The following is a 23,384-nucleotide window of genomic DNA, read 5'->3' on the forward strand; positions in this document are numbered from 1 at the left end:
AACCTGCTGCGCTTTATCAAATTTGCAATAAATCCAATATATGATTTAGGCGCGCGTTTGACGCGTTATCCTTATACACCGCATAGATGGGCGCAATACATGGGATATCCGCCTTTAAGGCTTTATACACAATTTGCTTATTCCAAAAATCTTTAATAGATTCGGGCACAATCGACAAGCCGATACCGGCCGCAATTAAATTCAAGCTGGATGTTAAACGCGGCGCCTCCTGAATGATTTTTGGACTGAATCCGGCCTGATAGCAGCTGGCCAAAATATTGTCGAATAAATCTTGCCCTGCTAAGCGGCGGTACAGCACAAAATCAAAAGGCTCTAAATCTAAAAGATGAATTTGATGATGCCCTGAAGCTAAAGGATGATTATTCGGCAACGCGACAATCAGCGGTTCATCCAGTACATGCAGGCTGGTCAGACCCAAGCCTATTGGCGCGGGCTTGCGCAAAAAGGCGATGTCATTTTTATCGTTAATGACAGCATCAATCAAAGAGCTGCTGCCATCTTCTTCCAATTGTATGGAAACAGCTGAAAAGGCTTCGCGGAAATTGCGCAGCAGCGCAGGCAGAAAAGAATGCAGGCCAACCGAATTGGTAAAACCGATATTGATTTGCCCTTCGATGCCCTGAGAAATATTTTGTACGCGCTTGGGAATGGCCTGCGCATGCGCCAGAATGGTCAAAGCCTCCTGATACAGCGCCTTGCCCGCCTCAGTCGCTTCTACGCCGCGGGGCAACCGGTTCAGCAGTTTGGCTTCCAGTTCATCTTCCAAGCTTTTAACAATACGGGTAAGCGGCGGCTGCTGCATATTCAGCCTGACCGCTGCACGGGAAATATTGCTTTCTTCCACCACCGCCACAAAGGCTTTCAGTTTATGAATATCAATCATGCTCGGCTCCTTGTATACACCATTAAGCATACTATTTAAGTATAGATAACATCAAAAATAGCATTTTTCATCATAGCTCAACAAGCTCATAATGAGCCCAATCACCACATAGAGGCCAGCAAATGACAACTGAAGTTCTTCCTTTCGAACGCGTAATTCACCCGACCAGCAAGGAATTATTTACAGGGTTTATGAAGCTGGGTTTGATGGGATTTGGCGGTGTATTGCCTCTTGCCCACCGCATGATTGCAGAAGAGCAAAAATGGCTGAGCACTGAAGAGTTCACCCACTTGCTGGGTGTCTGCCAAATTTTGCCGGGCGGCAACATCATTAATATGGCAGTGGCAATCGGCTATGAATTTCAGGGAGTTAAAGGCGCATTCAGCGCAGTGATCGGACTGATTTCAGCTCCTACCGCAATTGTCATTTTACTATACGAACTGTATGCGCAGTTTCAGTCAATCCCGGCCATTAAACACATGATTGAAGGCTTGGCCGCCGCCGCTGCAGGCCTGCTGTTTGCCATGGGCTTGAAAATGCTGCGGCCGATTTTAAAAAGCTATTTAACCTATTTCACCATCATGATGACGGTTATTTTCATGCTGATTGTGAAAATACCGCTGGTGCTGACCCTGCTAATTTTAGTGACAATCAATATGACTGTACTTAGCCTGAACAAAGGAGGCAAAAACGCATGATCCTGCTGACTTTAGCGATTATATTTACCCAATTGTCCTTACTGGCATTTGGCGGAGGCAATGCCATTTTGCCTGAAATGCAGCATCAGGTGGTTGAAGTGCATCACTGGCTGAGCGACAGTGAATTCAGCGCGATGTTTGCCATGGCGCAAGCGGCGCCCGGCCCGAATATGATGATTGTCCCATTGGTCGGCTGGCATGTAGCAGGTCCGGCAGGGTTATTCATCACCTCTCTTGCCAAGTTTGGGCCATCTTCTGTACTTACCATTTATGCGCTGAAATTTTGGAATCATTTTAAAGATAATCCGCTGCGGGAGCGTTTCGAAAAAGCACTGAAACCCATTACTGTCGGGCTGGTGCTGACCAGTGCATGGATTATTGCAGAGGCATCCGCGCAAAATCTGCTTCTGGCCGCCATTGTAGCTGTTGCGGCAATGCTGAGTTTATGCAAAAAGATTCATCCATTATGGGTCATGGTATTTGGCGCCGCGGCCGGCGCATGCTTCTTATAACAGCTGGCTGCTGAACTCTACGGCAATTTCAGCTATTGAGGCTATGCAAAAAATATTGGACAGTGCGGTATAGCATCCCATTAAAAAATGCCTAAATGATGCTTCAGCGATAACCGATATTCGACTAAAGAAAAGCCCAGCCGGTCAGAAGACCCATCTGCTTAAATCCATGATCCTGCTATGCTAAGCTAAAAGCAAAACTCAGATAATTCAATTCAAACAGAGGGAAAAATTATGTCTAAAAAAATTCTCATGCTGGTTGGCGACTATGCCGAAGATTATGAAACGATGGTGCCTTTTCAGTTTTTAACAGGTCTAGGCTATACCGTACATGCTGTATGCCCAGATAAAAATACCGGAGACAGCATTGCTACCGCAATTCATGACTTTGAAGGCGAGCAGACCTACAGTGAAAAGCGCGGTCACAACTTTGCTATTAACTACGACTTTAGCGCCGTTCATACGCAAGATTACGTTGGATTGGTCATCCCAGGCGGGCGGGCGCCTGAATATTTGCGGATGAATGAACGTGTCCTTGAAATTGTCCGCGAATTTGACGCTGTGCAAAAACCGATCGCTTCGGTCTGTCATGGCGCACAGATTTTGGCCGCAGCAGATGTGCTGAAAGGCCGACGATGCTCTGCCTATCCTGCCTGCGCAGCAGAAGTGAAGCTGGCGGGCGGCCAATATGCCGATATTGCTGTGACAGACGCGGTCACAGACGGCCACTTGGTCACGGCTCCGGCTTGGCCTGCGCATCCAGCATGGATGGCGCAATTTGTAAAAGCATTGGGCGCCAGCATCAGCATTTGAATAATCTGATTAATTCAAAACTACAAAAGCTAAGCGTTTCTGCGCTTAGCTTTTTTTGCGGATCAAAGATTCAGATGGCTTTATCTGCACCATCTGCATCTGTATCACTTCATTTGGTTCAGCATATGCTTAGCGCCTGCATGATTGTAATTTTTAGACAGATTTTGCAAAATTCCCACCGCTTTTGCCCGAGCATTCGGCACTTGACGGTTATACGCAGGCACCGAGGTTAAACAGCGCGCCAGCAGCACGCCAGAATCTGCATACACATTCGATGCATTTGCGCCATGCAATTTTCCATAATTATAAGCCTTCTGCGCATTCTGACAGCCTGAAACCTGAGTCTGCCCTTTGGCTAAATCACGGCGCGCCGCCACATAATATTTCATTTGCTGCTGCTGCGGTGTCACAGCAGCAGACGATGGCTTAGCAGTTTCCGCTGTCTCTTTTTTGTCTTCGGCATCTTTGACATCAAGATTTTTTACTGCCGGCTTGGGCGCAGCTGTATTTTTTGCTGCGGGTGCAGCTGCTGCTTTCTTCGAGGCATTTCCGCTTGCACTGCTGTTTTTGTAGAATCTCCTCGCTTCATCTGCACTTATTATCTCTGTTTTCAGCCGTACAGCCCGTGCATCTGTAAATTGAGAAGACCGAGACTCGGATACAGGTTCAATCGATACAATCCAGCGCTGGCCATTTTTCTGCGCACATTGATATGCGCCGACACCCTGCTTAATACTCGAATGCGCTGCCAAGGTATTTCTTGATTTAGCATCTTTGACCAAGCTTAGCGTACTTTTATGCAGCAATGAAAAACTGCCATTTTGACTATGGCAGTAATTGCTTAAATACTTCCGCGGATATAAAGACTGCGGTTCAGCATCAGCATGCTTTGCACCCCACACATACACATATTCTTTGGCGCCGCCGCTGCTTTCATTCAGATTTTTTTGATCGATCAGCTCCTGTGCTGAAGCATATCTATTCATAGATTCCGAACTAGATTTTCCAATACTGGCGCAGCCAGGCAACAGCAGCGTTAAACTGCCCATCAACAATAATGTTTTGAAATTCACGCATATATTCTCAATCATGCTGAGAAAATAAACATATACGAAACACCTTTAAAGCTCAAATTCAACACTTTGTTTTTCATGTATTTTTTTAATGAACCAATCTATATTTTCAGACAGAAACTGCCAAATCCATAAGCCATTTATACAATTATTTGAACTAGGCTGCTTTTTTAATTGCCTAAAAAGCAGCAGTTTAAATCTTTTAAAGCCGCTGCCTTTAGTGTGGCTATAAAAAAGCCCGCAGGCTGCGGGCAGATGAATTATTTATCCAAGGTTGATTCAAAGGCCTTTAAACGCTTATAGATGGACAGCAATTCAATAATGGTCGGCCAAGACGCAATTAAATATTGGAAAGATTCACGCACTTTGCCAAATACATTAGAAATCTGCATCATTAAGCCTAAGGTAATGGCGCCTGCCGCAATACTGGGAAACAGCACAAACAGGCCATACAAATTATCCAGCTGCATATACCAAATACGCACCATATTGAAATATGCATAGTGGAAATACAGACGGAAATAGTTAAAACGCACCTTGCTGAACAATTCTTTCAAGGTTAATGGATCAGCGCGGTCCGGATTGTCCTCACCATAGACCAATTCCTTCCGGTAAGCCGCTTCCACTTTTTGGTTATTAAACTCCAAACCGGGCAATTTATAGCCGACGACCATTAATATCACGGTTCCAGCCACAGACCACGTAACGGCAGCCCACATTAATGCATGCGGTATTTCACCGACAATTGGCAAGTCTTTAACATGGGATGACAGTGAAAATAATACCGGTAAAAATGCCAGCAAAGTCATCAAGGCTTCGACCAAACTGACCCCTAGCCCTTCCATAGTTTTGGCAAAGCGCATGGTATCTTCCTGTATACGCTGCGAAGCGCCTTCAATATGGCGCAGCTTGTCCCAATTGGCCGTATAGTAATCATTCATTGCTGTGCGCCAGCGGAACACATAATGACTGACAAAGAACAGGTTAAAAACCGCCGTAGTGACATACACCATCGCCACATATAAGAAGGTCATTACGCCGCTGTACAGCTGAGTAACATCGCCGCCGCCGCTGCTAAGCATCTTTTGAATGAGGTCATAGAACGGGTTATACCATGCATTGACCACTACGCTGACCTGCACGCCAAACCATATATTGAACAGAATAAATGCAGAGCCCCATACAGACCAGCCTTGCCACGGATTGTTGGATTTAAATTTCCAAAAAAGCGCAAAAATGGCCGTTGAAATAAAGAACCACAAGTAAAACCAAAGAAAGGATGGCGCCCAAAAACGGCTGACACCGATCGGCATCTCTGCCGAAGCATAACCTTGCGGCATGCCTAGGAATGTTCCCCAACCGCTGCCCCCGCTATACCAAAGCGCGATATTAATTGCGAACCACAGGATTAATGATCCAAAAAACCATTTTGGATTTGGGAAAAAGGATTTAAACATTCTGCTGCAGGTGTCCTTTATTATTGCTGTAAAATTGCGATGAAAAATATGAGCCGATCTTAGAACTTAAATCTTAATTTTTCTTTTAAATTTTGCAATTTTTCCAGATGTTTTGTTGAATTTTATTCCGCTTCTTGTTTGGGATGTTACTCGCTTCAAAAAGTTTACTCAGCTCATGCATAAAAAATTAGATGACTCTTCAGCCCATTTTAAGCGATTCAATTTAATGATTTGGCCCCGATAAAGAGAAAACGCCAGATGATCCAGCATACGGTTATATACTGTTCTTTGGAATCGGTACCTGCTGATATTAGATACCAAATAGCAGCGCCGCTTCAGCAATAACGCATTTCTAAAACAGCATATTGTGATGAAATATACACTTTAAAAATGAAGCGATGCTTAAAGTTCTAATGATTTTTTATATTAACTATCCTCCATTTATGGTTTTTTATCGGACTTATCCCACAGTATTTACAACAATAGTTAAAAAAACATAGAATGTGTTAAGATTTTATAAACAGACAATATAACGTTAAAAAGGGGATGGACGTGAATAATTTAATTGTAGAGCTGCTTAAACCAGTGACACTTGAAAAAGAAAACTGTGAACCGCTGACTTTTGAACAAGGCACTGTCTTGAAAGTGATCATGCAAACACCTAAAGGCCTTTTGGTCAGCAATGACAATAACTTCAACTTCATGATTTCACTGAAAGATCAGGATACAATCTGGCGCGAAATCTGAGCGTATTGCCCTGCTGAAAAACATACTGCATCTTTCAATTTACGCTCCCCAGATCGATGCAGTATTTACAGCGCAAGTTCTTCTAATTCGTCTATAGCAGCGCAAGTCCTCGATATGATAGGCGCTAAATTCATTCAATGTTGATGAAGAACAGCTGAACAAATCGCTTCGAATTATTCTAAGAACGGCAAAAAAATAATGCTGCTGAACTCATCAACTATCATTATATGCCGATCTCATTTTAGATCTGCTAAATACACCCCATAATAGGCATTGCCCTATATTTTTTGCCTCATTGATTTTCAACTCTCTTACTGAGCCATATTAGTTCAGCTGTATTCAATGTCTAACATTTAACTTCAGAATTTGCATACCGCCATTTAAAACATTCGATTTATTTTATCTGCAATCATGTTCCTTTTACCCATGCAAATCTCATCACATTCAGCTTGGCCATTACACTCCCATGCCCTGTATGCCTTGCGCCTCTCCACTGTCAGTGCCTAAAATTATATTTAGAGCCCCCTGATAAAGACAGTGGCAGTACTGCAATTTTTCATGACCGCTTATTCTCTATATAGCTATACTGAAGATAGGCTGAGACCTGAAACTGCATAAGTGTGCTGCTTGCGGAAAGATCTACAAGGAACTTAAAAATGTCAGGCAAAGAAAAAAAAGCTGCTCACAGGCCATTGACCCGTTCTGAAAACATGGCAGCCATCCCTTCCAAAAATACCAAACCAGAAATTAAAATTCGAAAAGCGCTGCATCATTTAGGATACCGTTACCGCCTGCACCATAAGGATTTGGCCGGTAAACCTGATATTGTGCTGAAAAAATACCATACCGTCATTTTTGTGCACGGCTGTTTTTGGCACTGCCATGACTGCAAATATTTTCATTGGCCCAAAAGCAATTTGGAATATTGGCAGCCTAAAATTTTGAAGAATGTTGAACGTGATACCCGCCATACTTTAGAACTGCTGGATTTGGGCTGGAAAGTCTGCATTTGGTGGGAATGCTCCACCCGCAATGCACAAGATTTTGCATGGTCTTTGACTAAATTCCAAGCATGGCTGTCAAATGCCAACGACACATACTTAGAGCTTTAAAAGCCTCATTTGCGTAGCTGTTCAGCAGTACAAAATTGATCTCTAACTTTGCTGCGCACAAAATAATTACAAAAATTTACAATTTAAAAAATTCTCTTTCGCCTCATCAAACAAAACTTTTAATTATTAATTTCATTACTTTATGTTATAAAAATATACATTAAAATTCATTTATTACGTAATTAGTAATTTATTTATGTATTGAATAATTCAATCTCCGCTTTATGATGAAAGCATGCATTGATTTTATCGAATTTATGCTTTGGCATAACGCCAAGAATGTTCGATAAATTTGATTTAAGGCAAATGGAATTGTCATAAAAATTAAATGGATATCTGCGTTCAGATATCATGGATATGAAAAATCCATTTGCGCACGACAACAATTTAAAGCAATTGGATTGCTTGAAAGAATGAGGACGTTTTATGAATGAGCTGGCAAACCCTTTAGAGCTCTGCGGATTTGAATTCATTGAGTTTGTATCTCAAGACGGTGAATTGGATGCAATTTTTCAAACAATCGGCTTCAGCAAAGTGGCAAAGCATAAATCTAAGAATGTATATTTATGGCGTCAGGGCAATATCAATATCATCCTGAATTATCAGCCAGAATCTTATGCGGCATTTTTTTACAAAGAACATGGCCCTTCAGCCTGCGCAATGGGCTTTAGAACCAAAGATGCGGCCAAAGCCTTCAATAAAGCCATTGAACTTGGCGCTGAGCCGATTTATAGCAAAATTGGCCCAATGGAGTTAAACATTCCAGCCATTAAAGGGATTGGCGGTTCTCCTATTTTCTTGGTTGACCGAGATATTTATGCCAGCGATTTTATTTTCATCGAGGGTCAAGACCCGCACCCTGCAGGCACAGGCTTAAAAGAAATCGACCATTTAACCCATAACGTCTATAAAGGCCGCATGGATTATTGGTCAAATTTTTATGAAAAAATCTTCAACTTCCAAGAAATCCGCTACTTTGACATTAAAGGTGAATACACTGGTTTAACCTCTAAAGCCCTCACCGCACCGGATGGTAAAATCCGCATTCCGCTGAATGAAGACTCAGACAAAGGTAATGGTCAAATTGCCGAATTCCTCAGCGAGTTCAATGGTGAAGGTATTCAGCATATTGCTTTTATTACCGATGATCTGATTGGCACTTGGGACAAGCTGAAAGCATTAGGCGCTAAATTTATGACGCCGCCGCCAAGCACTTATTACGATATGCTGCCGGAACGCCTGCCAAATCACGGCGAACCGACCGAAGAACTGCAAAAGCGCGGCATCTTGCTGGACGGCAATACACAAAATCAAGATAAGCGTTTGCTGCTGCAGATATTCTCTCAGAATATGCTTGGCCCTGTGTTCTTCGAATTCATTCAGCGTAAAGACGACGATGGTTTTGGCGAAGGCAATTTCAAAGCGCTATTTGAATCGATTGAACGCGATCAAATTAAGCGCGGCGTACTGGATATTTCCAATGCTTGATTTTAGGCATGCGGCCTAAAGCACTGCCGCTGCTTGCCTGAGCTGCATTTAATTGCATCACGCTCAGGCAATGCGCTTTTTATGGACATGATCTTCAAAAATTACGATACGGCTCTGATGGCCCAAGCAAAACAATAATAATGCGGACATTCAATGATAGAGTACGGTCACGACACGGATGATGGAAGCAAATGCCTCAAACACTTCAACCTCAACATGAACATCCGCAAGGAAACCTGAAAAAAGGTTTAAGTAACCGCCACATTCAGCTGATTGCGCTGGGCGGTTCAATCGGAACAGGATTATTCCTTGGCATCGCGCAAACCATTAAGCTAGCAGGCCCTTCAGTCATTCTAGGCTATGCCATTGCAGGCCTGATCGCATTTTTAATGATGCGCCAATTAGGCGAAATGATTGTTGAAGAACCTGTCAGCGGCTCATTCAGCCACTTTGCCTATAAATATTGGGGCAAATTTGCTGGCTTTATGTCCGGCTGGAATTATTGGGTGCTGAATATTTTGGTCTGCATGGCCGAGCTCAGCGCGATTGGCCTGTATATTCACTATTGGTGGCCTGAAATTCCGACTTGGGTATCTGCCCTAGGCTTTTTTATTTTTATTAATGTGATTAACCTGCTGAACGTCAAACTGTTTGGTGAAATGGAATTTTGGCTGGCTATTATCAAAGTGATTGCCATCATTGCCATGATTGCTTTCGGCAGTTATCTGCTGGCCAGCGGCAGCGGTTCTGCCAGCTCAAATATCAGTAATTTGTGGGCGCTGGGCGGCTTTTTCCCGAATGGCGTCATGGGCTTAGTCATGGCCATGGCGATGATTATGTTTGCCTTTGGCGGTATTGAACTGGTGGGCATTGCCGCAGCGGAAACGGATAATCCGAAAACAACGCTCCCCAAGGCCATTAACCAGATTGTTTACCGCGTGCTGCTGTTTTACATCCTCAGCTTAGTGATTATTCTGTCGCTGTATCCGTGGAATCAAATGGCGCAAGGCGGCAGCCCTTTCGTAATGATTTTTGATTCCTTGGGCAGCCAAACCGCGGCAACAGTGCTGAACTTTGTTGTGCTGACCGCTGCGGTTTCTGTATATAACAGCACCAATTACTGTACCAGCCGCATGCTGCTGGGTTTAGCAGAACAAGGCAATGCGCCTGAATTTTTCAGTAAAATCAACAGCTGCGGCATTCCTGTCAATGCGGTGATGGCTTCTGCATTTTTCACCTTGCTGTGCGTGCTGGTCAATTACCTATTTCCTGAAAAAGCCTTCAGCTTGCTGATGATGCTGGTGGTTGCCGCCATTGTGATTAACTGGGTGGTGATTTCATACACGCATCTAAAATTTAAAAGACGCATGATCGCGCTGCAGACTGCCACTTTGTTTCCAAGCATTGCCTACCCGTTCACCAACTATTTATGCATTGCTTTTATGTGCGGCATCTTATTCATCATGAGTCAAACACCCGATATGCTTATTGCGGTTTGGATGATTCCAGTATGGATATCAATTTTGCTGATCGCCTATTTCTTTCAAAAGAAAAAAGCGGCTGATCATGCAATACTGTCAAAGGATAAAGTCCGTCTTTCTTAAAGACGGCGCTCAACGTTAACAATGAAGGTTAGACCATGTTTCAACATGTAGATGCTTATGCAGGTGATCCGATTCTGTCTTTAATGGAAGACTTTGTAAAAGATGAACGGACTCAAAAAGTTAATTTAAGTATTGGACTGTATTATAACGAAAGCAATATTGTGCCGCAGTTAAAGTCTGTTCAAGCCGCTTATAAAAATATTGAAGCAGGCAATGACAAAGTTAAACTGTACTTGCCAATGGATGGATTGAAGCCTTATAACCAAGCGACGCAAGCCTTGGTATTAGGCGAAGACAGCCCAGCCCGCCGTAATGGCCGCGCAGTCACTATTCAAACTTTAGGCGGTTCAGGCGCATTGAAAGTCGGCGCAGATTTTCTGAAAAAATACTTTCCTGAGTCTGATGTCTGGGTCAGCCAGCCAACGTGGGAAAACCATATTGCTATTTTTAATGGCGCAGGCATTGCATCTCACTTTTACCCATATTTTGATGAAAAGACCAATGGCGTAAATGTACCGGCCATGCTGGACACCTTGAGCACGCTTCCTGCAAAAAGCATTGTGCTGCTGCACCCATGCTGCCACAACCCGACAGGTGCAGATTTAAACCCTGCCGAATGGGACCAAGTGATTGCGGTATTAAAGCAGCAGGATTTAATTCCATTTCTGGATATTGCCTACCAAGGCTTTGGGCAAGGTCTTGAAGCGGATGCTTATGCGATCCGCGCGCTGGACCGGTCCGGCATGAATTTCATTGTCAGCAATTCATTTTCTAAAATCTTTTCATTGTACGGCGAACGTGTTGGCGGCTTGAGCTTTATCTGTGATGACGCGGCAACAGCGCAAAAAGTGCTGGGCCAGCTGAAAGCGACTGTCCGCCGCATTTACTCCAGCCCAGCAACCACGGGTGCACTCTTGGTTGAAAATGTGCTGAATACGCCAGAACTGAATGCGCAATGGCAAACCGAACTGAACGAAATGCGTGAGCGGATTATTCAAATGCGCGGATTGCTCAGCAGCAAATTAAGCCAAGCGCTGCCTGAACGCGATTTTGATTATTTACTGAAACAGCAAGGCATGTTCAGCTACACCGGCCTCAGCGCTGAACAGGTAGACCTGCTGAAAGAACAGTATGGCATTTACTTGGTGCGCAGCGGCCGCATGTGTGTAGCCGGCCTGAATTTAAACAATATTGATTACGTGGCGGATGCTATCTCCGAAGTTATTCGGGCAACTGCTTAATACCGCTGCCTGTTTAACTAAAAAGGCCCTCGATATATGAGGGCTTTTTTATGCTTAAAAAAACAAAAATTTAATCTATTTATTCAATTGGCTTTGCATACGTCTCCTTAGAAGCATACGGCCGTTCTATTGCAACCAGCTGAAACTAGGCTCTGCCCTTTTTTCAGAATGATCAGCTAAATTGTATTCACTCTAAGTCCATAAAATAAATCCGTAAAATCGAATGCCATCCCTGCACCCTGCAAGTTTTGCATCACAGCGAAACTGTGCTGTCTCTAAGACCTTAATAACTGAGGGATTCCTAATACAGGCCAGCTGATGAGCAATGTTTTTAATCCAGAATGCCTGTTCTATTCATAGGCTAAAAATGGGCAATCAATTCTAAAAAACAGATAGTTAAATCAAAAAGTAACATCTATCAAATTATTACGCCATCCACTTTACAGCATGCGCTGCAGCAGCCTGCAATCAACTATTGCTTTAAGCGCCCACCTGCATTGCATGGCAGGAACAACAAGAAGAGCCGAAAATTGTCAGCTGCTCAATCACAAAAACAAAAAATTCTATCAATTATTCATTTTCTATTTATATTTTCGGTCAACCCATAATTGCTATTTAAATACTCCAACAATAAACTAACTGATAATTATTTTCATTATCATTAATAATCACATGCCTCCATCTTTAAAGCCCGCCTTCAAGCTGTCTCTGATCAGCTTCGCCATTTTAACCGCACAGCAAACTTTCGCAGACGATCTGCAGCAGCTGCCGACCATTGCTATTTCTGTCGAGGCGCAGCAAACAGAGCAAACCTCTGAACAAAGCAAAGCTTATATCATCCAAAAATCTGCCACCGCATCCAAACTCAACATTCCGCTGAAAGAAACGCCGCAAACGGTCAACGTTGTGACGCGTCAGCAGCTGGATGACTTTGCACTGAATAATACCCGCGATGTGCTTCGCAATACACCTGGGGTGATTGTCAGCAATCAGGAAACTGACCGGACTTCCTATCTTGCGCGCGGCTTTGAAATTTCAAATATTATGGTTGATGGGGTCGGTTTTCCTTTAGAAAGCTATAATTACAATAATGACAATCCTGACAGTTTCTTATTTGACCGTGTAGAAGTGGTGAAAGGCGCTGATGCTTTAAATAATGGCATTGGCGACCCAGGCGCCAGCATCAACATGATTCGGAAGCGTCCTACTCAGGATCTGCAGGCGTCCTTCAACGCCAGCTACGGCTCATGGAATACACAGCGCTACGAAGCGGATGCATCTTCTGCCCTCACTCAGGATGGCAAGATCCGCGGACGGGTGTTTGGCTATCAGCAAACTGGCGACAGTTATTTAGACCGCTATGCACTGGAAAAGAACGGGTTCGGCGCCGTCATTGAAGCAGATTTAACAGATACGACACTCCTGACTGCCGGCTATACAGAAACCAACAACAAGGCAAATGGCAATAACTGGGGAGCCAACCCATTAATCAGCACCGAAGGCGAACAGTTAAGCTACTCCCGAAATTACAGCTTCAGCCCAAACTGGACCTATTGGGATACCAATATTAAAAACTATTTTGCTGAAGTTGAACAAAAGCTTGGCGGCGACTGGAAAGCCAAAATCGCATATGATGAAAAGCAGACCACCCGCGATTCGAAACTTTTATTTTTATCCGGCAACCCCGGCGCAGATGGAACTTCAGGCATTTATCTATATCCCGGCATATATAAAGATGACAATAAAGCGCGTCAGGCCAGCCTGAATTTCAGTGGTACATACCCACTCTGGGGACAGCGCCATGAAGCGTCATTCGGCTATTCGTGGGCAGAAAACAATACCAATGAATTAGGCTACGGCGGCAGCTTTTCCAATCATATGACGTCTGATTTAGCGAGCCTGACACCGGAAGAACCGACATGGGATATGTCAAAAACCAGCGGTGAAATGCATATCAAGCAGAAAAATCAAAGTGTCTATGCCGCAACCCGCCTGCATTTAAATGATGATTTAAAGCTGCTTTTGGGCGCAAATTATGTACAGTCTGAAAGCAAAGGCAGCAGTTATGGCGTAGATGCCATTTATGATGAAAATAAAGTTTTGCCTTATGCGGGCCTAACCTATAGCTTCAGTCCCGAATATACAGGCTATATGAGCTATACCTCTATTTTCCGCCCGCAAACCACCAAAGCGCTGGATGGCAGCATCAACAAACCCATTGAGGGCGAAAGCTATGAAATTGGAATTAAAAGCGCTTGGCTGGATGATAAATTAACCGCGACTATGGCAGTGTTCCGTACTGAAGAAAGCAACTATCCGCTGCGAAATTCTGACGGCATTCCGACTTTGCGCAAAACACAAGTCAGCGATCTGCGTTCACAAGGCTATGAATTTGGACTTGCTGGGCAGCTGACCGATCATTTAAACCTGAGTTTTGGCTTTACCTCGCTCAGTTTGAAAGATCTTATTAATGGCGGAGATGCCCGCACTTTCAACCCGACGCAGTCTTTTAATATTTTGACGACCTATCAAGTGCCGCAAATTCCAAAATTGAAACTAGGCCTAGGCGTGCAATGGCAGGACAAAACCTATTTAGATGTTCCAGAATCCAGCAGCAATGGCGTTGTGACGCAGCAAGCCGGAGTCATTGAACAGGATGCCTACGCTCTGCTGAACTTGATGGCCAGTTATGAACTGAACAGCCACATTACCCTGCAGGCGAATGGCAACAACTTAACCAATGAAAAATACTTGTTTAATTTCCCGGATCAGCAAGGCTTTTATGGTGCGCCGGCCAACTACAGCGTGGCTGTAAAATTCAAATATTGATTCAACTCTGGCCCTGTTCTTTACTCACGGGGCCTATTTATACAGTACAGGTAAGCCATGCATTCCCTCCGATATCCTTTAGCCGTTTTATACCGCTTTATTGCTGCGTTTGGCATAGGCTATCTGTGCTGCTATTTTTTAGCGCTCAATCTGACGCTTTTTTTTCATTTGTATTGGCCTAAAGCGGAATCCATTTATCTGGCGGCCTTTATTGCCTTAATTTTTTATGCCGGTTTTGTCATTTTCGCTTTTTGCACACCGCATCTGAAACGGCTCAGTCTATTCAGCTTTGCCTTGCTGCTTGGCCTATTTGCCCTATATCACACCCTAGGTTAATTCATGCATAAATCTGTCCGTCAATCTATGGCATGGCTCCACTCTTGGATAGGCCTGACTTTTGGCTGGCTGCTGTTCGCAATATTTCTGACCGGTTCCGCCACCTATTACCGCCATGAAATCAGCTTATGGATGCAGCCGCAATTTGCCAGCATGCAGGTTAACCAAGACACAGCCATTCACTCGGCATTTGATTATCTGCAGCGCCATGCGGCAGATGCCAAAAGCTGGTACATCGGAGTCGCAAATTCAGATTCGCCAGTGAATAAAATCTATTGGCAAAAAGCAGATGGCGCCTACGAAAGTAAAACGCTGGACGCTGTGACTGGTCAAGAGTTCAATTTATCAGCCACTCAAGGCGGCGCCTTTTTTTACAGCTTTCACTTTCAGCTGTATGGCCTGCCTTATTTTATTGGCCGGCTCATTACGACTATTGCGGCCTTTGTCATGCTGATCACTTTAATTTCAGGCATTATTACCCACAAAAAAATTCTGACTGATTTCTTCACACTGCGGGCTTTTAAAGGACAGCGCTCTTATCTGGACTTTCATAATGTATCGTCGGTGATTGCCCTGCCGTTCTTTCTTACCGTGACATTTACCGGCTTAGCGATCTTCTTCTATATTGTGCTGCCGCCCGGCATGAAAAAAATGTACCCAGATAATCCTTTTCAGTATTTTGAAGAAATCCGCTCCACTGCCAGCCCCTCGGCAAACAGCAGTACATTAATTAAAGCCGAGATGCTGCCGGTTCAATATTTCACTCATACGGCTCAGCAGCAATGGGGAAATGTCCCCATTGATAATATCAGTGTCAGCCTGCCGAATACCAAGCAAGCAAAGCTTAGCATAACTGAACTGGATGACCGCTCCATTACCCGCAATCAAGCGCAAATCAGCTTTGCCGCCGCCGATGGAAAAATACTTGGCGCTACGCGCAACACCAGTGCGATTGCGACCTTAAATGCCGGGGTATATGGCCTGCACATGGCGAAATTCGCACAGCCGCTGCTGCGGTTAGGCTTTTTCTTTTCAGGTATTTTAGGCTGCGCCATGATTGCATCAGGGCTGCTGCTTTGGAGCCTAAAGCGGCAGATGCAGAAGAAAAATGATCGCTTTCATTTAGGCCATTATGCCGTCAACCGTTTCAATATTGCAGCTGTCATTGGCCTGCCTTGCGCCATGCTGGCGTATTTATACGCTAACCGGCTCATTCAGGTTCAGGCGGGCGGGCCCAATTATGAAATATATGCATTTTCTGCTGTCTGGCTCGCCAGCTTAATCATCGCGCTGCTCACAGCACAGCGCGCGCTATGGAAAACACAGCTCAAATGCTTTATTGCGGCGGCGATGCTGTTGCCTATATTCGATGCTGCCTACCTAATGTCAAAGGGTTATATACAGTCGTTTTCGCAATATTGGCTTTTTTTACGTGTAGACCTGATGATTTTAACTTTTGCGATTCTTGCCCTTTTTCTGCACCAAAAAATCACCCCTATTCAGCAAAAGGCGGTGCATAAAATACGCCTCAAACAAAACTCAATGCTGAAGGCTTCAAAATGAAACTAGTCCTAGCCTGCTGCTTGATTTGGATTGCCTTCTATGGCTTTTATACGGTCAGCAGCAAAAAGATTGCTCAAACCCGTCAGTCTGCGCAAGCTTGGCTTGCCCATAGGCCAAAATGGACTAGAACAGCATCATGCATCAGCCTGATTCTTGCGCTATATCTGCTGTGCTTAACATTTGGCAGCAGCATCAGTATTGTTGCGCTGTGTATTTTTTCCGCACCGCTGTTATTTCTATTTATTCTCAAGGCCAATCGCTGAGCGATTTACCTGCTGCAATCTTGCTCCTAAAACCTTAAGGCTTTAGCGCCAAAGAGAAATCAATGCTTAAGGAACTGTACAGAAAATCAATACAGCTGCCTATTGGATGTACCTGAATTTCAGACGCGAAAAATACTGTATTCTCCCGATCATATGAGCCACAAAATTTTGTAATGAATATCCGCTAACTTTTAAATACTGCAGGCGCTTAAAGCAGGCCGGGATTTTTGCAAAATGAATCATGAAAAGCAGTATCTGCAATAGCTCTGCTACAGATACTGATCTCATGATGCTGAAATAAATATTACGCCTAAATCTAATCTCCAGAATGCCAATCTGCGTAATTGCATCGCATTCTGCCCATTAAGGCTGCGGCCAAATTCGTTCAGGAATCATGACAAAACCGTCAAAAATTGCCCGCGCCGTGCGGATAAAGCCGCAGCCCGTCATATTCAGCTGATCATCCCGCTCTAAAAGCACCGTCAAGCGCCCTTGCGGATGTTCAATATCCAAACGCTGCTGCAAATCATTGCAAGTACGCGCAATATCCGCCGCCACAGTGCCTTGAATCAAACAAGCAGCAGCCACACTGGTTGCCCCAAATACGCCGATGGCCGCATGGCATTTATGCGGAATAAACGTGCGGGTATTAATTGCGCCGCCAGCCAAAGGTGCAGAAATAATGGACATTTTAGGGACGCTTTTTTGGCTGACATCACCTAAGTTCATTTTTGCGCCTGCAATGAGGCGTATCGCCTCAATACGCGCTTTCAATGCTTGATTGGCATCCAGTTCCTGTTTCGATTCACTGCCCTGAATCCCAAAATCTGCTGCCCGAATCAGTACCACAGGCATGCCGTTATCAATACAAGTCACAGGTGTTTCATGAATAACGTCCTGCGCTTGCCCTGTCGGCAGCAGGCTGCCGCAGGTTGAACCTTCAATATTTTGAAAGTTCAAAATGATTTCTGAAGCAGGCAGCGGCACGCCATCAATAAAAGTTTCCCCAGCATATTCCAGTTCAGCATTTGGCGTTTGCACTACAACTTCCGCCAGCTGCCCAGTGTTTTGCATAAACACCCGCACCGAAGTCACAGCATCTTCTGGCTGAACCAAACCGCGCTCTATCGCAAACGGTGCAACACCAGATAAAATATTGCCGCAATTCTGCCCATAATCCACAATCGCCTGATCCACATTAACCTGAGCAAACAGGTAATTTACATCGGCATCATCACGTTCAGATGGGCTGATAATGGCCACTTTACTGGTTAAGGAATCTCCTCCGCCTAAGCCGTCAATTTGGCGCGCATCAGGTGAACCCATCACAGCCAGCAAGACCTGATCACGCAGCGCAGAATCTTGCGGCAAATCTGATTCCAGAAAATATGCTCCTTTTGAGGTTCCTCCCCGCATGAGCATGCACCGTATTTTTGTTTGCATGGTTAAGTTTCCATATCTTCCAAGCGGTCTACATAAATCAGCCCTTTGTCTGCCAATCTAGGGCGCATTTCATAAATGTCCAAACCGAGTTCGCCCTGTTCCATGCGCACACGTTTCGCTTCTTCTAAGTCCATGCGCTTTTGGCTCAGGATTTGAACATTGGCGGCATCATTGCGCGGCACGACAACCACGCCGTCATCATCGGCAACAATGGCATCCCCCGGATTTACCAGCTGATCAGCACAGACAATTGGAATATTCACAGAGCCTAAAGTTTCTTTGACCGTACCTTGCGAATATACCGCCCGTGACCAGACATAGAAGCCCATATCACGCAGCACTTGGCTGTCGCGGATGCCGATATCGCCGACTAAGCCAATCACACCGCGCGCTTTCATGGAGGTTGCCAGCAAGTCGCCAAAAAAACCGTCCACACAGGGTGATGTAGGCGCAACCACAATAATATCGCCAGCTTGGCACTGCTCTACAGCGACATGGAACATCCAGTTGTCGCCCGGCGCAACCGATAACGTTACCGCAGAGCCTGAAATTGACACGCCTTGCTGAATCGGGCGGATGCGCGGCGCAAGCAGGCCTTTGCGGCCCTGCGCCTCATGCACAGTCGCCACGCCATAAGCTGCCAGTTTTTTTACAGTTTCTGCATCAGCACGGTCTATATTGCGGACCACGACGCCTTTGCGGCCAAGCTGACTCATGCAAGATCCTCCGTTACACGCGGGAAGATGCTTTGATAGCCTTCTGCATAGACAATATTTTTTGCACTGGTGATGCCGATATTGCGTTTAGCCTGCACACCGCGCTGCAGCGCTACACGGGTATAGTATTCCCAAAGATGTTCCTGCCCCTGCATGCACTGAATCGCCGCGTATTTTTTATCCCAAACCTCGGTAATGTCTAAAAATACGTCCGGTTTCCAATTGCATTGTTCAGGCTGGTGCGGTTCAAAGCAGTAAAATGGAGGCGCGCCAATAATTTGCTGACCTGGATTATGGCCTTCAGCCTGAGCAATGATGCGCGCTTCCTGCGCAAGATGCGCCGCGCGCGGATGATCATAATTATAAGGGTCATGTAAAGAATGACTTAGCACAAAACTAGGTTGTAATTCGCGGTAGATATCAGCTAGTCTAAAAATAATGTCGCTGTTGCTCGGCAAAGGGTAATCCCCAAGATTCAGGAATTCAATGCTGGCGCCCAGCGCCTCTGCCGCAGCACGCGCTTCTTGCTCGCGCACTGCTTTGACCTTTTCTTCGGTCATCCCTGCCTGACGCCATAACTTCGCAGACTCGCCGCGCTCGCCATAAGACAGGCAGACGACATGCATTTTATAGCCGCGCGCTACATGCAGTGCAATTGCACCGCCTGAGCGCCATACAAAATCTGCCGAGTGAGCGCTGATTACAAGACCTGTTTTGTTAGAAGTATTGCCGTTCATAAATCATCTCCTTTGTACTGAAATGTTCACACGTACAAAATGGAAAAGATAATGACTTTATCCCGCAGGGATATGAGTTTTATTTATATTTTGAAAAAGGATTTTTATGTGCCCGAACACACATAGCCAGATTAACTTGATGCAGCTGAAGTTCTTTTTAACAGTTGCAGAATTTCAAAATATCTCTAAAGCGGCTGAACATTTATACCGTACCCAATCCGCCATTACCCGCGCCATTGCGGATTTGGAAAAACAGCTGAATGCCGAATTGTTTGAACGCCATCATAACGGCGTCATTTTAACTGAAATTGGCCATCATATTCATGCGCAAGTCAAAAGCGCAATTGAGGAGCTGCGTCAAATTCCGTTACTGGTGCATCAATACAAGCATCAAGGCGCAGCGCCTTCTCAAAATATCAATGAGCCCTTCTTTTTATACAACACCCGCCGTTTGGACATTTTTTCGACGCTGTATTTAACCAAAGGCATGAAGAATACCGCGTCTTTGCTGGGCATTACTCAGCCAGCAGTCAGCGCCTCCGTCAAACTGCTGGAAGAAGCGTTAAATATAGAATTATTTATCCGCACGCCAAATGGCATTAAAGCCACAGAAATCTGCGATTTACTGCAGCAAAACATTAAGCGCTGCCTCAATATTATTCATGATGTTCCCAACCAAACCGCAGACTTTATCGGCAAACTGCAGGGAACCGTCCGGATTGGCGCACTGCCGCTGATTCGAACCTTTCTGCTGCCCAAAGCGATTGCTTCACTTGCGGCTCACTCTCCTGCAATCCGTTTTTTGACCTTTGAAAATGCCTACGAATCTCTGGTTGCCCAATTGCGTTCAGGCGATATTGATTTTATTGTCGGCGCGCTGCGCCCTCAGCAGCAGTCTTCAGATCTGGACATTCAGGTGCTGTTTGATGAAAACATGTTTATGGTGGTCCGTAACAAGCATCCGCTGCTGAGAAAAAAAGTGCAGTTCCACGATCTGCTGGAACAGCAATGGATTTTGCCCCGCGCTAATTCTCCTGCCCGTCTTTTAATGGAAAATAACTTCCGCAGCTTGAATCTGACACCGCCAGAACCGACCGTGGAAACGGGGGATCTGGCGCTCAGCCGCGGCCTGCTTTTACAGTCCAATATGGTTGCTGTGGTATCTGAACAGCAGATGAAGCATGAACTTGATCAAGGCCTGATTAAAAAGCTGCCGTTTGACCTGCAATACACCACTCGGCAAATCGGCATTATTTTCCGCAAAAACAGTATTCAATCCGCCGCCAGCAAAGCGCTCATTGACAGCTTAATAGCGGTATGCGCCGCAACAGAACCAAGCGGTTAAATGCAGGCGCTTATAAATAAAATGCATAGCCGTGACCATCAAAGGCATTATCTTTTCCTGCTGAAGCAGCATAAAACAAAGACGGTATTTACTCATTTGTATTTCTGCGGCAGGACAATGCATGCCTACTCCAATTATTTTTCTTTCCGGCCTGCTTTGCGACCACAGCATTTGGCGCGCGCAGCAGGATTTTTTTTCTGAACAGTATGACGTTTCTGTATTTTGCTTCCCAGATATCAATTGCATGGAACAAATGGCAAAAAGAGTTATTCATCAGCTGCATGCGCCCAGCGTTATTATTGGACACAGCATGGGCGCATGCGTGGCCTTGGAAATCATCCGGCAAGCGCCTGAATTGGTCAGTAAAATTGCACTGCTGGATTTCGGTATTCATCCTCAAAAAGCATTAGAGGCAGAAAAACGCTATGCCTTGCTCCGCGCTGCAGAGCAGCATGGAATGGTTTATTTAGTAGAGCATTGGTTGAAACCGATGATTTATGAAGGAAACCGCTCTAATCCACAGATGTTCGAGCCCATGAAGCAAATGCTTTTACAGCAGACTGCCGGCAGTTTTGAACAGCAGATTCAAGCGCTACTTAACCGGCCCAATGCAGAACAGGTATTCCGCAGGATTGATGTTCCCCTGTATCTTGGTGTCGGACGCAACGATCAATGGAGCACCTTGGAACAGCATGAAAGCATGTGTGTACTGAATCCCGCGGCAGAGTTGCATATCTACGAACATTGCGGCCATATGTCGCCTATTGAAGCGGCAGATCAGGTAAATATCACATTACAGCATTGGCTAGAGCGCAATCCGCTACAGCGCTAACCATACGGCCTTATTTTAGGTGCAGCGCCCTCTTCTTTTCATTCCAGCAGATGCAAGCATGTATTTGCTGGATTTTGAAAAACTCAATACAACAATCCTGTGAACTTCTTCATTGCGTTGACCATCATCACTTTTAATCATGCTTTATTTCTTTTTATTCGGTATTTAAATCCAGTATTCAAGCACCTTGCAATTTAAGCCGAGTGAATCAATTAAAATTAATTTATTTATTATTTTCAAATATTTATAATTAAGAAATCATCTTAATGCGAGCCATTCATTCATATAAATAAAAATCATACCTTTACGAGTGAAACGAATTATCTTTTCAGTATAAAGAAGCATAAAAATGTCATCATGTAATGATCTAGGCAAATGGCTGCTTATACCAAGTGACAGCTCGGGCGCATGAGATCAAGATTTAAAGTTAAGGAACAAACTTCATGGCGAAAATTATTGGTGGAATTGGAACTTCTCATGTCCCGACGATTGGGGTTGCCTACGACAAAGGCAAACAGGAAGATCCGGCTTGGAAACCAATGTTTGATGGATATAAGCCGATTGCGGATTGGCTTGCCAAAGAAAAGCCTGATGCCATGGTCATGTTTTATAATGACCACTGTTCTTCTTTTTTCTTTGATTTTTATCCAACTTTTGCCTTAGGCATCAGCGATGCATTTCCCATTGCGGATGAAGGCGCCGGCTTGCGGAATTTGCCGCCAGTTAAAGGCAATATTGAATTGCAGGCGCATATTGCTGAAAGTCTGGTGAATGATGAATTTGATTTGACTGTTTTTCATGATAAGCCGCTCGATCATGGCTGCCTGTCTCCGCTGCCTCTGCTTTGGCCGCATCAGCCAGACTGGCCTGGCGCCATTGTTCCTATTGAAGTCAATGTTTTGCAGTTCCCGCTGCCAACCGCACGCCGCTGCTACCGTCTGGGACAAGCTTTAAGGCGCGCTATTGAAAGCTATCCTGAAGATTTAAAAGTTGTTGTGGTCGGAACCGGTGGATTATCCCATCAGGTTCACGGTGAACGTGTCGGCTTTAACAATACCGATTGGGATCATGAATTTCTGGAGTTATTGGAAAAAAACCCAGAAAAATTGACCGAATTAAAGCATATCGATTTTGTAGAACGCGGAGGCGCAGAAAGTGTTGAACAAATTATGTGGCTCGCGATGCGCGGCGCTTTAGGTGATTCTATAAAACAGACCCATTTGAATTACTATCTCGCCACAACCACAGCGATGACAGCAGTGCTGTACGAAAACGCATAAGCATTTTAAAAAGGAAATTTAGAATGAATCCACAGTTAGAGGGTATTGAGAAGCTTGCCGGCACATATATTTTTGATGTGCGCGTGTGCAATAAACGACTCAATATCAACCGATTCTTCTGGAAAATGATCAGTGCCGAATGGCGCCAGCGTTTCTATGATGATCCTTCAGCGCTCATGCAGGAAGCCAAGCTCACAGAATATGAACAAGAATTGGTGCTCGATCAAAACTGGATCGGACTGATCCAGCACGGTGTGAATTTCTTTGTCTTGGAAAAATTTGCCCGGGTCGTTAAAAAAACCAATTTAGAAATCTATGCACACATGCGCGGTGTGAGCTATGACGAGTTTATGCAAACCCGCAATGTCCCCAATGCAACTTAAATACGGGG

At 44.8% G+C, this 23,384-nt stretch carries 22 protein-coding genes; 16 read left to right on the top strand and 6 right to left on the bottom strand.

Translation table 11 applies throughout. The features are described from left to right. Positions 1-16: 16 nt before the first annotated feature. Entirely contained in the window at positions 17-904 is an 888-nt protein-coding gene (locus tag AZH43_RS05010) for a LysR family transcriptional regulator (protein WP_067667225.1), read from the bottom strand. 122 nt (positions 905-1,026) lie between these two features. On the opposite strand from AZH43_RS05010, the gene AZH43_RS05015 reads away from it, so the two are divergent. From AZH43_RS05015 to AZH43_RS05025, 3 genes are all read left to right on the top strand, one after another. Continuing rightward, positions 1,027-1,602 carry a chromate transporter gene (locus AZH43_RS05015; RefSeq protein ID WP_067667227.1) on the top strand — a complete coding sequence of 192 codons (576 nt, stop codon included), beginning with the start codon at positions 1,027-1,029 and terminating at the stop codon, positions 1,600-1,602. After that, complete coding sequence (locus tag AZH43_RS05020; protein ID WP_067667229.1) at positions 1,599-2,114, top strand: chromate transporter; 516 nt, start codon at positions 1,599-1,601, stop codon at positions 2,112-2,114. The genes AZH43_RS05015 and AZH43_RS05020 overlap by 4 nt, the downstream gene beginning before the upstream one ends. Positions 2,115-2,348: 234 nt before the next feature. Next, on the top strand, positions 2,349-2,927 hold the full coding sequence (locus AZH43_RS05025) for a DJ-1/PfpI family protein (RefSeq protein WP_067667231.1): 579 nt from the start codon (positions 2,349-2,351) through the stop codon (positions 2,925-2,927). Between the two features lie 104 nt (positions 2,928-3,031). Here the strand turns inward: AZH43_RS05025 and AZH43_RS05030 are convergent, their stop codons facing one another. After that, the gene (locus AZH43_RS05030) at positions 3,032-4,000 is read right to left on the bottom strand and encodes a hypothetical protein (RefSeq protein WP_319822703.1); all 969 of its coding nucleotides are present in this window, start codon (positions 3,998-4,000) and stop codon (positions 3,032-3,034) included. A 260-nt stretch (positions 4,001-4,260) separates the two neighbouring features. Further along, positions 4,261-5,457 carry a peptide antibiotic transporter SbmA gene (sbmA, locus tag AZH43_RS05035; protein ID WP_067667235.1) on the bottom strand — a complete coding sequence of 399 codons (1,197 nt, stop codon included), beginning with the start codon at positions 5,455-5,457 and terminating at the stop codon, positions 4,261-4,263. Between the two features lie 546 nt (positions 5,458-6,003). On the opposite strand from sbmA, the gene AZH43_RS05040 reads away from it, so the two are divergent. The 9 genes from AZH43_RS05040 (at position 6,004) to AZH43_RS05080 (ending at position 16,640) form a co-directional block, all read left to right on the top strand. Beyond that, on the top strand, positions 6,004-6,204 hold the full coding sequence (locus tag AZH43_RS05040) for a hypothetical protein (RefSeq protein ID WP_406564608.1): 201 nt from the start codon (positions 6,004-6,006) through the stop codon (positions 6,202-6,204). Positions 6,205-6,860: 656 nt separating this feature from the next. Further along, entirely contained in the window at positions 6,861-7,316 is a 456-nt protein-coding gene (locus AZH43_RS05045) for a very short patch repair endonuclease (RefSeq protein ID WP_067667237.1), read from the top strand. A gap of 426 nt (positions 7,317-7,742) precedes the next feature. Then, complete coding sequence (hppD, locus tag AZH43_RS05050; RefSeq protein WP_067667239.1) at positions 7,743-8,804, top strand: 4-hydroxyphenylpyruvate dioxygenase; 1,062 nt, start codon at positions 7,743-7,745, stop codon at positions 8,802-8,804. Between the two features lie 191 nt (positions 8,805-8,995). Next, the gene (locus tag AZH43_RS05055; protein ID WP_067667241.1) at positions 8,996-10,408 is read left to right on the top strand and encodes an amino acid permease; all 1,413 of its coding nucleotides are present in this window, start codon (positions 8,996-8,998) and stop codon (positions 10,406-10,408) included. Between the two features lie 35 nt (positions 10,409-10,443). Continuing rightward, complete coding sequence (locus AZH43_RS05060; protein ID WP_067667243.1) at positions 10,444-11,649, top strand: amino acid aminotransferase; 1,206 nt, start codon at positions 10,444-10,446, stop codon at positions 11,647-11,649. A 672-nt stretch (positions 11,650-12,321) separates the two neighbouring features. Next, entirely contained in the window at positions 12,322-14,478 is a 2,157-nt protein-coding gene (locus tag AZH43_RS05065; RefSeq protein WP_067667244.1) for a TonB-dependent siderophore receptor, read from the top strand. 57 nt (positions 14,479-14,535) lie between these two features. Further along, positions 14,536-14,814 (top strand): hypothetical protein, encoded by a 279-nt coding sequence (locus tag AZH43_RS05070; protein WP_067667246.1) that lies wholly within the window; start codon positions 14,536-14,538, stop codon positions 14,812-14,814. Positions 14,815-14,817: 3 nt separating this feature from the next. Continuing rightward, on the top strand, positions 14,818-16,377 hold the full coding sequence (locus AZH43_RS05075; RefSeq protein ID WP_067667248.1) for a PepSY-associated TM helix domain-containing protein: 1,560 nt from the start codon (positions 14,818-14,820) through the stop codon (positions 16,375-16,377). After that, positions 16,374-16,640, top strand: a complete 267-nt coding sequence (locus AZH43_RS05080; protein ID WP_067667250.1) for a hypothetical protein — start codon at positions 16,374-16,376, stop codon at positions 16,638-16,640. Before AZH43_RS05075 ends, AZH43_RS05080 begins: the two co-directional genes overlap by 4 nt. 363 nt (positions 16,641-17,003) lie before the next feature. On the opposite strand, the gene AZH43_RS05085 is transcribed toward AZH43_RS05080, so the two are convergent. Genes AZH43_RS05085 through AZH43_RS05095 form a run of 3 tightly spaced genes read right to left on the bottom strand, consistent with a single transcriptional unit; the run spans position 17,004 to position 19,536 of the window. After that, positions 17,004-18,083, bottom strand: coding sequence for a 4-oxalomesaconate tautomerase (locus tag AZH43_RS05085; RefSeq protein ID WP_067667252.1), 1,080 nt, complete (start codon positions 18,081-18,083; stop codon positions 17,004-17,006). Between the two features lie 2 nt (positions 18,084-18,085). Further along, the gene (locus AZH43_RS05090) at positions 18,086-18,799 is read right to left on the bottom strand and encodes a 4-carboxy-4-hydroxy-2-oxoadipate aldolase/oxaloacetate decarboxylase (RefSeq protein WP_067667254.1); all 714 of its coding nucleotides are present in this window, start codon (positions 18,797-18,799) and stop codon (positions 18,086-18,088) included. Then, the gene (locus AZH43_RS05095) at positions 18,796-19,536 is read right to left on the bottom strand and encodes a PIG-L deacetylase family protein (RefSeq protein WP_067667256.1); all 741 of its coding nucleotides are present in this window, start codon (positions 19,534-19,536) and stop codon (positions 18,796-18,798) included. Before AZH43_RS05095 ends, AZH43_RS05090 begins: the two co-directional genes overlap by 4 nt. Positions 19,537-19,642: 106 nt before the next feature. On the opposite strand from AZH43_RS05095, the gene AZH43_RS05100 reads away from it, so the two are divergent. The 4 genes from AZH43_RS05100 (at position 19,643) to AZH43_RS05115 (ending at position 23,376) form a co-directional block, all read left to right on the top strand. Beyond that, positions 19,643-20,881 carry a LysR family transcriptional regulator gene (locus AZH43_RS05100; protein ID WP_067667257.1) on the top strand — a complete coding sequence of 413 codons (1,239 nt, stop codon included), beginning with the start codon at positions 19,643-19,645 and terminating at the stop codon, positions 20,879-20,881. A 121-nt stretch (positions 20,882-21,002) separates the two neighbouring features. After that, complete coding sequence (locus tag AZH43_RS05105) at positions 21,003-21,713, top strand: alpha/beta fold hydrolase (RefSeq protein WP_067667260.1); 711 nt, start codon at positions 21,003-21,005, stop codon at positions 21,711-21,713. 443 nt (positions 21,714-22,156) lie between these two features. Beyond that, on the top strand, positions 22,157-22,993 hold the full coding sequence (locus tag AZH43_RS05110; RefSeq protein ID WP_067667262.1) for a gallate dioxygenase: 837 nt from the start codon (positions 22,157-22,159) through the stop codon (positions 22,991-22,993). Positions 22,994-23,016: 23 nt separating this feature from the next. Continuing rightward, complete coding sequence (locus tag AZH43_RS05115; RefSeq protein WP_067667264.1) at positions 23,017-23,376, top strand: protocatechuate 3,4-dioxygenase; 360 nt, start codon at positions 23,017-23,019, stop codon at positions 23,374-23,376. The last annotated feature ends 8 nt before the right edge of the window (positions 23,377-23,384 follow it).

This window comes from Acinetobacter pragensis, from assembly GCF_001605895.1.
In the GTDB taxonomy this organism is placed as follows: domain Bacteria; phylum Pseudomonadota; class Gammaproteobacteria; order Pseudomonadales; family Moraxellaceae; genus Acinetobacter; species Acinetobacter pragensis.

Bases quoted from the DNA above. Each gene is read 5' to 3' on its own strand.
- AZH43_RS05075 (WP_067667248.1), top strand. From the start codon at position 14,818: ATGCATAAATCTGTCCGTCAATCTATGGCATGGCTCCACTCTTGGATA.
- AZH43_RS05110 (WP_067667262.1), top strand. From the start codon at position 22,157: ATGGCGAAAATTATTGGTGGAATTGGAACTTCTCATGTCCCGACGATT.
- AZH43_RS05060 (WP_067667243.1), top strand. From the start codon at position 10,444: ATGTTTCAACATGTAGATGCTTATGCAGGTGATCCGATTCTGTCTTTA.
- AZH43_RS05085 (WP_067667252.1), bottom strand. From the start codon at position 18,083: ATGCAAACAAAAATACGGTGCATGCTCATGCGGGGAGGAACCTCAAAA.
- AZH43_RS05055 (WP_067667241.1), top strand. From the start codon at position 8,996: ATGCCTCAAACACTTCAACCTCAACATGAACATCCGCAAGGAAACCTG.
- sbmA (WP_067667235.1), bottom strand. From the start codon at position 5,457: ATGTTTAAATCCTTTTTCCCAAATCCAAAATGGTTTTTTGGATCATTA.
- AZH43_RS05080 (WP_067667250.1), top strand. From the start codon at position 16,374: ATGAAACTAGTCCTAGCCTGCTGCTTGATTTGGATTGCCTTCTATGGC.
- AZH43_RS05070 (WP_067667246.1), top strand. From the start codon at position 14,536: ATGCATTCCCTCCGATATCCTTTAGCCGTTTTATACCGCTTTATTGCT.
- AZH43_RS05105 (WP_067667260.1), top strand. From the start codon at position 21,003: ATGCCTACTCCAATTATTTTTCTTTCCGGCCTGCTTTGCGACCACAGC.
- AZH43_RS05015 (WP_067667227.1), top strand. From the start codon at position 1,027: ATGACAACTGAAGTTCTTCCTTTCGAACGCGTAATTCACCCGACCAGC.
- AZH43_RS05025 (WP_067667231.1), top strand. From the start codon at position 2,349: ATGTCTAAAAAAATTCTCATGCTGGTTGGCGACTATGCCGAAGATTAT.
- AZH43_RS05040 (WP_406564608.1), top strand. From the start codon at position 6,004: ATGGACGTGAATAATTTAATTGTAGAGCTGCTTAAACCAGTGACACTT.
- AZH43_RS05095 (WP_067667256.1), bottom strand. From the start codon at position 19,536: ATGAACGGCAATACTTCTAACAAAACAGGTCTTGTAATCAGCGCTCAC.
- hppD (WP_067667239.1), top strand. From the start codon at position 7,743: ATGAATGAGCTGGCAAACCCTTTAGAGCTCTGCGGATTTGAATTCATT.
- AZH43_RS05010 (WP_067667225.1), bottom strand. From the start codon at position 904: ATGATTGATATTCATAAACTGAAAGCCTTTGTGGCGGTGGTGGAAGAA.
- AZH43_RS05100 (WP_067667257.1), top strand. From the start codon at position 19,643: ATGTGCCCGAACACACATAGCCAGATTAACTTGATGCAGCTGAAGTTC.
- AZH43_RS05020 (WP_067667229.1), top strand. From the start codon at position 1,599: ATGATCCTGCTGACTTTAGCGATTATATTTACCCAATTGTCCTTACTG.
- AZH43_RS05065 (WP_067667244.1), top strand. From the start codon at position 12,322: ATGCCTCCATCTTTAAAGCCCGCCTTCAAGCTGTCTCTGATCAGCTTC.
- AZH43_RS05045 (WP_067667237.1), top strand. From the start codon at position 6,861: ATGTCAGGCAAAGAAAAAAAAGCTGCTCACAGGCCATTGACCCGTTCT.
- AZH43_RS05115 (WP_067667264.1), top strand. From the start codon at position 23,017: ATGAATCCACAGTTAGAGGGTATTGAGAAGCTTGCCGGCACATATATT.
- AZH43_RS05090 (WP_067667254.1), bottom strand. From the start codon at position 18,799: ATGAGTCAGCTTGGCCGCAAAGGCGTCGTGGTCCGCAATATAGACCGT.